4 protein-coding genes are annotated in these 7593 nt (G+C 63.0%); 2 read left to right on the forward strand and 2 right to left on the reverse strand.

Going from position 1 to position 7593, the window contains the following annotated elements:
- Positions 1-123 precede the first annotated feature (123 nt).
- Positions 124-1599, forward strand: a complete 1476-nt coding sequence (locus Q0216_RS09985) for an amino acid permease (protein ID WP_298595015.1) — start codon at positions 124-126, stop codon at positions 1597-1599.
- A 182-nt stretch (positions 1600-1781) separates the two neighbouring features.
- Here Q0216_RS09985 and Q0216_RS09990 read toward each other — a convergent pair whose 3' ends face one another.
- Positions 1782-3353, reverse strand: a complete 1572-nt coding sequence (locus Q0216_RS09990) for a dehydrogenase (protein ID WP_298595018.1) — start codon at positions 3351-3353, stop codon at positions 1782-1784.
- A gap of 413 nt (positions 3354-3766) precedes the next feature.
- Between Q0216_RS09990 and Q0216_RS09995 the strand changes: the two genes are divergently transcribed.
- Positions 3767-6307, forward strand: a complete 2541-nt coding sequence (locus tag Q0216_RS09995) for a helix-hairpin-helix domain-containing protein (protein WP_298595021.1) — start codon at positions 3767-3769, stop codon at positions 6305-6307.
- Between the two features lie 147 nt (positions 6308-6454).
- Here the strand turns inward: Q0216_RS09995 and Q0216_RS10000 are convergent, their stop codons facing one another.
- Positions 6455-7291 (reverse strand): aldo/keto reductase, encoded by an 837-nt coding sequence (locus Q0216_RS10000; RefSeq protein WP_298595024.1) that lies wholly within the window; start codon positions 7289-7291, stop codon positions 6455-6457.
- Between the last annotated feature and the right edge of the window lie 302 nt (positions 7292-7593).

The following is a 7593-nucleotide window of genomic DNA, read 5'->3' on the forward strand; positions in this document are numbered from 1 at the left end:
GGGGCCGCCCCGCAAAGCAACTAGCCGCATATTCATACAGAGATTCTGTCTGCTGCGATATAACAATTGTCATCCAGCAACGGCACATGCGGTACGGGGTACAACCGCAGAAAAGAGGACGTCGTGACTGAACAGAATAACGTCACCCTGAATCCTAAAGCTCCCGAACAGGGAGAACGACTGCACCGCGGTCTGAGCAACCGCCACATCCAGCTCATCGCAATCGGCGGTGCCATCGGTACCGGCCTGTTCATGGGTTCCGGCCGCGCCATCTCACTGGCTGGCCCCTCCGTTATTTTCGTGTACGTGCTCATTGGCGCCATCATCTTCCTGGTGCTGCGAGCCATGGGTGAGGTCCTGCTCTCCAACCTGAAGTACAAGTCCTTCTCCGACTTCACCACCGATCTGGTCGGCCCCATGGCAGGTTTCTTCCTTGGCTGGTCCTACTGGTTCATGTGGGTGGTCACCGCTGTTGCGGACATTATCGCAATCGTCGGCTACCTGCGCATGTGGTGGCCCGACCTGCAGGCATGGATACCGGCGCTCGCCGTCATCGGCGTTCTGCTGACCCTGAACCTGGTCTCTGTGAAGAACTTCGGCGAAATCGAATTCTGGTTCTCCATGATTAAGATTGTCGCCATCGTCGCCCTGATTATCGTTGGCAGCATCATGATTGCCGTTGGCTTCACCTCACCCAGCGGTGCGCAGGCATCCGTCGCAAACCTCTGGAATGACGGCGGCATGTTCCCGAACCACTTCATCGGCTTCCTCGGCGCATTCCAGATTGTCATCTTCGCGTTCATGGGCTCCGAGCTCGTCGGTACCACCGCCGCAGAAGCTCAAGACCCGGAAAAGACCCTGCCCAGGGCGATTAATGCTGTGCCGCTTCGTATCATCGTCTTCTATGTTGGCGCGCTCTCCGTCATCCTGATGGTCACCCCCTGGCGCCTCGCCAATGCCGATACCAGCCCCTTCGTTGCCATGTTCACCCTGGCGGGCCTGGGCATCGCCGCGCACGTCATCAACTTCGTGGTGATTACCAGCGCAACCTCCTCGGCGAACTCCGGTATCTTCTCCACCTCGCGTATGGCATTCGGCCTGGCGCGCGAGCGCAGCGCCCCCAAGTTCCTGGGCAAGATCTCTAAGAACGGTGTGCCGCGTAACGCGCTGTTCCTCTCCGCCGTCATGCTGCTGTCCTCCATCGTGCTGCTCTACGCGGGTGACTCGATTTCTAGCGCGTTCAGCCTGGTCACCACCGTGGCTGCGGTACTCGTGATTTTCGCGTGGGCAATGATTATGGTCAGCTACCTGATGTACCGCAAGAAGTTCCCGTCACGTCACGAGAAGTCGAAGTTCCGTCTGCCCGGTGGCCGTTTCTCCGCGTGGCTGTCGCTGGTGTTCTTCGCCTTCACCATTGGTGTGCTGACCATGGATGAAGAAACCCTCAGGGGTCTGCTGGCGATGCCCGTCTGGTTCGCGATTCTGGGCATTGGTTGGTTCTTCAAGCGCCGCGCTGATGCACGCCGCAAAGAAGCAATCTCGACCCGCACCGCGCAGATCGCGATTGTGGAGGCGTCCGAGATTTTCTCGGCACGCTAAGCAACCACGCTCAGACACACTGGCTGGGGCTACAGAGATTAGCTCCGTAAATTGCCTGAGCACACGTAAAGCCCGCGTCACCTACTCCTCGTCGGGAGTGGGGGACGCGGGCTTTCGCCATCTCTCAAGATGAACCCGAGAGGCTCACGGGAGAGCGCTTAGACGGATGTCTAGACGGTTGTTTAGATGGACGCCGCCTCTTCGGCAAGCGGGTCCTCGTCATCATCGGTGCGGTAGAAATCCCAGCGGTCACAACCGCAACCGGAACGCATCGCCTCAATGACGGCGGCAGCTGCCTCCAGCGGGTCGAGCGCGTGCAGGTTCCACAGCGCGTGCACCGGTACCGGGCGCCTCCAGCCGTGCTCCTGCAGGAACTCCGGGTCGAAGGCGGGTAGCGCTTCGGCGGTGGGCTCGAGCTCGCAGAGGAAACCGGTGGGGGAGCGGAAGACCGTCACCACGGGGGTCGGGTCGGCGTCCTCCAGGGATGTGCCGTCGAAGAAGTAGTAGGTGCTCAGGCGGCGGTTCCAGGCAAGCTGCGCGAGGCGTTCGCCGAAGATTTCCACCGTCTGCTCCCACTGGGTGCGGTGGTACGCCGCCAGGTCGGTGTGGGCGGTCTGCACCACGCCGATGCCCTGCTCGGTGAGTTCGCGGGCGCTCAGACGCGCGGGCTCCGCTGACTCGACTAGCTCTGCGAGCTCTGCGGGAGCGTCCGCAGGGGAATTGTCCGGGGTATCCAGCTCTGCTAGTTCTGCTTCGGTCAGCTCAGCGTCGAGGAGCTCAAGCTCCTCCTTGGCGCTCAACTCAGCAGTGCTCGCCTCAGCGGCAGCTGCGTTTGCCTCGTTCCTGGTCCACAGACGCAACTCGCGGGCAATCTGCGCGCGTCCGCGATGCAGCGTCGCCTGCCAGGAACCGAACTTAGCGCGCACCGCACCCAGGGGCGGCACCTCACCAATCAGAGTCTGAATGGTCGACCAGTAGCCGTACACGAGAGCCGTCGGCTCACGGTCGTAGCGGGCACAATAGCTCAAAAAGAGGCTCAGGGTCTTCGACGCAAAATCCTCGGGTACCGCGGCGGCGTCAATGTACCACTCGTTTTCGAGCGCCTCCGCCGGGTAGATGCCGGTGCGGAGCATACCCAGGGACCAGTTGCCGTCACCGAGGTAATCGTTCGCGGTCTGAACCGGTGCCGGCCACGCCGATTCGCCCTCCATGCTGGAGGCAAGCAGGGTGTAGAGGCTACCGCCCTCGGTGCCGATTTCTGCTATGCCGCGCTGTCGGATGTCCTCGAGGGTCTGCGCGTACACCTCTTCCTCCAGCTGGGAGTAAGGGTGCGCGGCAAGGTACTTGAGCGTTGCACCAATCTTCGCCAGGATGCCGGCGATGTCTTCGCTGTTGAAGTGGCGTGCCTCCAGTGCGGGCGGCAGGTCGTGGATAATATCGCCATCAAGGATTAGCGCCGCGTACTCGGGCTCCGGGGGCAGATCGTAGGCTTCCGCGAAAACGTACCAGAGGCCGCAAGCAATCATCGTGTAGGTCGGGGCGTCTGCCGCGACCGGGCCAAACTGCCAGATGCCGGAGTTCAGCGCATAGTTCAGATGCTTCTTGTTGATGTGCGGGTACAGAAAGTTGAGGCGGCGGAGAACCTGGCTAGGGGTGAACCCCAGCGCGGCGAGTTCGGCGATAAGTTCCGCGTACTCGTCGTGAAAATCTAAGTACCCCTCCGGAGCGTTTGACAGCGCGGCTTGTTCGCGCATGGGTCCCTCTTTCATCTGCGGGATGTGGCAGCACCTTGTCGCACCGTGCCGCCGAAACCCTGAACGTGTGCACGCAGATAAGGGCGTTTGCGTGGTGTGAAACCACCCCTTATCTGTACGAATGTGAGATATTTTTTCAAAAAAATATACTCTTTTATCTAAATTTATCGTTGAAACTTAGCACTATTCAAATACGTGAGCCCATAACGCGGTTTCTTGCGGAAAGATGACAAAGTTTAGTGCTCCCACAGGGCACAATATGCACAAAGACTCGTATTCTGCACTAAAAGATGCGGTGGAAAAATACGCCTACCCGCACCCGCAACGGCGCGCACAATAAGCCCCGCGCTGACTCTACCCTCAGCATCACCGCTCAACCCGTGAGCCGCGGCGAAATATGCGAAACTGGAAGGATGAGCGAACACCCCCTCCCGAGCAGCATCCGCCCGCGCGCGGATCGAGCTGCAGACCCCGCGCCCAGTAGCGCCGCGCACCTCGAAAAACACGAAACCGGCGGCAATGCTGAGCAACCCGCCGAGCACCTCATCAACGCGCTCGCCGTGGAAACCGGCATCGCGCCGCACCGCATCCGCGCCGCCGTGGCGCTACTCGACGCCGACAACTCCGTGCCCTTCATCGCCCGCTACCGCAAAGAAGCAACGGGCGCGCTCACCGACACCCAGCTGCGCACCATCCAGTCGCGCCTGGGCCAGCTCCGCGCCCTCGAAGAGCGCCGCAACCGCGTGCTCGAAGCGCTCACCGACCGCGCCGACGAAGGCCTCATCGACCCGCTCACCCTGCTGCAGCTGCGTTCCTCGCTCATGAACGCCGCCACTATCGCAGATGTAAACGCCATCTACGCCCCGTACCGCAGTGAGCGCGTGACCCGCGCTCAGATGGCGCGCGCCGCCGGACTTGATTCCCTCGTCGAAGACCTGCTGGAGGTGCCCCTCGCCGAGGCGCACGCCATCGCCGCCGCGTACATTACCGACGGCACCGAAGACGATGAAGATGGGGGCATCGAGGTTGCCGAGGCAGACGAAGCCCTGCAGATTCATAGCGCCGAAGAGGCCCTCGATGGCGCCCGCGCGATCCTGATTGACCGCGCCCTCACCGACCCGGTGCTGAGCGAAAAGCTCCTCAAGCGCCTGCGTGAGAGCGGCGTGATTGAGTCCCGTGTGATTGCCGGTCAGGAAAGCATTGGTGCGAAGTTCTCCGACTATTTCGCCTTCTCGGACCGTATTCGTTCCATTCCGCCGCACCGCGTGCTGGCGCTGCACCGTGCCAAGGACGCCGGCGTGGTGCGCCTCAAGGTGGATGTGGCACCCGCCCCCGTGGCGCTCAGCCGCCTGCGTGGTGCCGCCCGCGCCGAAGCTGAGGCCGCCGCCGAAAATTACGAGAACGTCCGTTCTGCATACGAGCGTGAAGTCGCCGCCGCGCTACGCATCCCCGTACAGGTGCTCAACACCGTCGACGACGAAGACCGCGTACTCGGCTGGCTCGCCGCCACCGTCCGCACCGCATGGCGCAGCCACCTGCGCCCGCGCCTTGCCGAACGCATCCGCCACCAGCTACTCGACGCCGCCGCACAGCACGCCACCGAGGTGTTCGCCTCCAATCTGCGCGATATTCTGCTCGCCGCACCCGCCGGACACAAGACCACCCTCGGCCTGGATCCGGGCCTGCGCCACGGCGTGAAATACGCCGTAGTTGACGGCACCGGTGAGCCGCTGCGCGTGGGCACCGTCTACCCGCACGCCCCGCGCAACCAGTGGGCAGAAGCACTGCGCGAGCTCGCCGCCGCCTGCCGCGAGCACGGCGTGGAACTCATCGCCATCGGCAACGGCACCGCAAGCCGCGAAACCGACAAGCTCGCCAGCGAACTGATCCGCACCCTGCGTGAGGGCGGCGTAGAAGCACCCCAGAAGGTGACCGTCTCCGAGGCGGGCGCCTCCGTCTACTCCGCCTCCGCCCTCGCCGCCGCCGAGCTGCCCGACTACGACGTGACCGTACGCGGCGCCGTCTCCATCGCCCGCCGCCTGCAGGACCCGCTCGCCGAGCTCGTCAAAATCGACCCGCAGTCCATCGGCGTGGGCCAGTACCAGCACGACGTGCCGCCCGCCGCCCTGCGCCGCGCCCTCAACGACACCGTCGAAGACTGCGTGAACGCCGTGGGTGTGAATCTCAACAGCGCCTCCGTGCAGCTGCTTGCGCACGTGGCGGGTGTAGGCACCGCAACCGCCGAACGCATCGTCGCCTACCGCACCGAACACGGTCCCTTCGCGAACCGTCAGCAGCTGCTGAACGTGCCGCGACTGGGTGCGAAAACCTTCCGCCAGGCGGCAGGATTCATTCGCATCCGCGGCGGTGAGGAGCCGCTGGACGCCTCCGCGGTGCACCCGGAAGCCTACCCGCTCGCGCGCCGCATCATTGCCGACGCGCAGGCACGCAACGGCGCCCACTGGGTTGCCGGCGCCCTGGGCACCTCGGACGGTAGCGATCCGCTCGCCGGGCTGAACCCCGCCGACTACGTGCAGGACAGCCACGAGCAGGATAAGCACGGGCAGGACGACAGCCGCGGACAGGAGAGCACGGAAGGCGCCGCCGGCGTGTACACGGTCGAGGACATCTTCACCGAGCTACGCCGCCCCGGCCTGGACCCGCGCGGTAGCTTCCGCACCGCCCGCTTCTCCGAATCCGTCTCGCACTTCGAGGATGTACGCCCCGGCATGGTGCTCGAGGGCACCGTCTCGAACGTGGCGGCATTCGGCGCGTTCGTGGATATTGGCGTGCACCAGGACGGCCTCGTACACATCTCGCAGATGAGCCGCGGCTACGTGGCGAACCCGCACGATATTGTGCGCAGCGGCGACATCGTGCGGGTGCGCGTGGTGGAGGTTGACCCGGCGCGCCGCCGCATCTCTCTCTCCCTGCTGGTGGAGGACGAGAACTAGCGTTCGCTAAAAATTCAGCTTTGAGAACATCAATCCTGAGAACGCAATAAAGCCCCCGACAAGCACTAACTATGCCTGTCGGGGCTTTGCTCTGTCTTTTGCTCTGCCTAGCTTCAAGTCCCTAGACGCGGGACTCGACACACCAGCTTAGAAGTCGATGTTCGCCGGGTCAGGGCCAATACGACCCTCGGGGCTGGACAGCGCATCCACAGCCGCGATGTCCTCGGCGGTCAGCTTCACGTTCACCGACGCCAGGTTCTCCTCCATGCGGGAGGGAGTCACAGACTTCGGGATAGCCACGGTGCCCTTAGCCAGGTGCCACGCCAGCACGACCTGCGCGGGGGTTGCGCCGTGGCGCTCCGCAATCTCAGCCAGCACGGGGTTCTGCAACAGGTCGCTACCGTTGCCCAGCGGACTCCACGCCTGAGTTGCGATGCCGTACTCGGCGTGAACGGCGCGCAGCGCCTCCTGTGAGAAGTAGGGGTGCAGCTCAATCTGGTGGATGACCGGAACCACGCCGGTCTCCTCGATAATCTCGCGCAGCTGCTCCTCGGGGAAGTTCGAAACACCAATGGAACGGACCTTACCCTGCTTCTGCAGCTCAATCAGCGCACGCCAGGAATCCAGGTACAGGCCCTGCTGCGGCTTAGCCCAGTGAACCAGGTACAGGTCAACGTAGTCGGTGCCCAGCTTCTGCAGGGACGCCTCGAACGCCTCGAAAGCGCTCTCGTAGCCCTGGTCGGAGTTCCACAGCTTAGTGGTGAGGAAGATGTCTTCACGAGCCACATCGGAGTTAGCGATAGCGCGGCCTACGCCCGCCTCGTTGCCGTAGATAGCGGCGGTGTCGATGTGGCGGTAGCCAGTCTCCAGGGCGGTGCCCACAACCTTCTCGGCAACCTCGTCCTCGACCTGCGCCATGCCGTAGCCCAGCTGCGGAATGGTTCGGCCGTCGTTGAACTTTACGTTCGGTACGTTGTAGCTCATGGTGCTCCTTTGGAATCTGGAATCTAGAACCTGAAATCTAGGGGAGGCGGCGCCTCCGTACGTAGTCCTTCAAGGCTACGCCACAGAGCCCCCCATTGAGAAGGGTCACAGCAGAATCGGGGGTGAATCTAGCCTGCGGCGTAACCACGTGACGAAAAATGACGACTACCGCTCGATAGCAGGCGCGAAGAGCTCACGCACGTCCTCAGCGGTTACCGCCGCGGAGGCGAACTCGCCCTCACCGACTACCGCATCGAAGAGCGCGGCCTTCGACTCCTTGAGCTGCATGACCTTCTCCTCAA

Source organism: uncultured Rothia sp. (genome assembly GCF_937976295.1).
GTDB lineage: Bacteria > Actinomycetota > Actinomycetes > Actinomycetales > Micrococcaceae > Rothia.

Bases quoted from the DNA above. Each gene is read 5' to 3' on its own strand.
- Q0216_RS09990 (WP_298595018.1), bottom strand. From the start codon at position 3,353: ATGCGCGAACAAGCCGCGCTGTCAAACGCTCCGGAGGGGTACTTAGAT.
- Q0216_RS09995 (WP_298595021.1), top strand. From the start codon at position 3,767: ATGAGCGAACACCCCCTCCCGAGCAGCATCCGCCCGCGCGCGGATCGA.
- Q0216_RS10000 (WP_298595024.1), bottom strand. From the start codon at position 7,291: ATGAGCTACAACGTACCGAACGTAAAGTTCAACGACGGCCGAACCATT.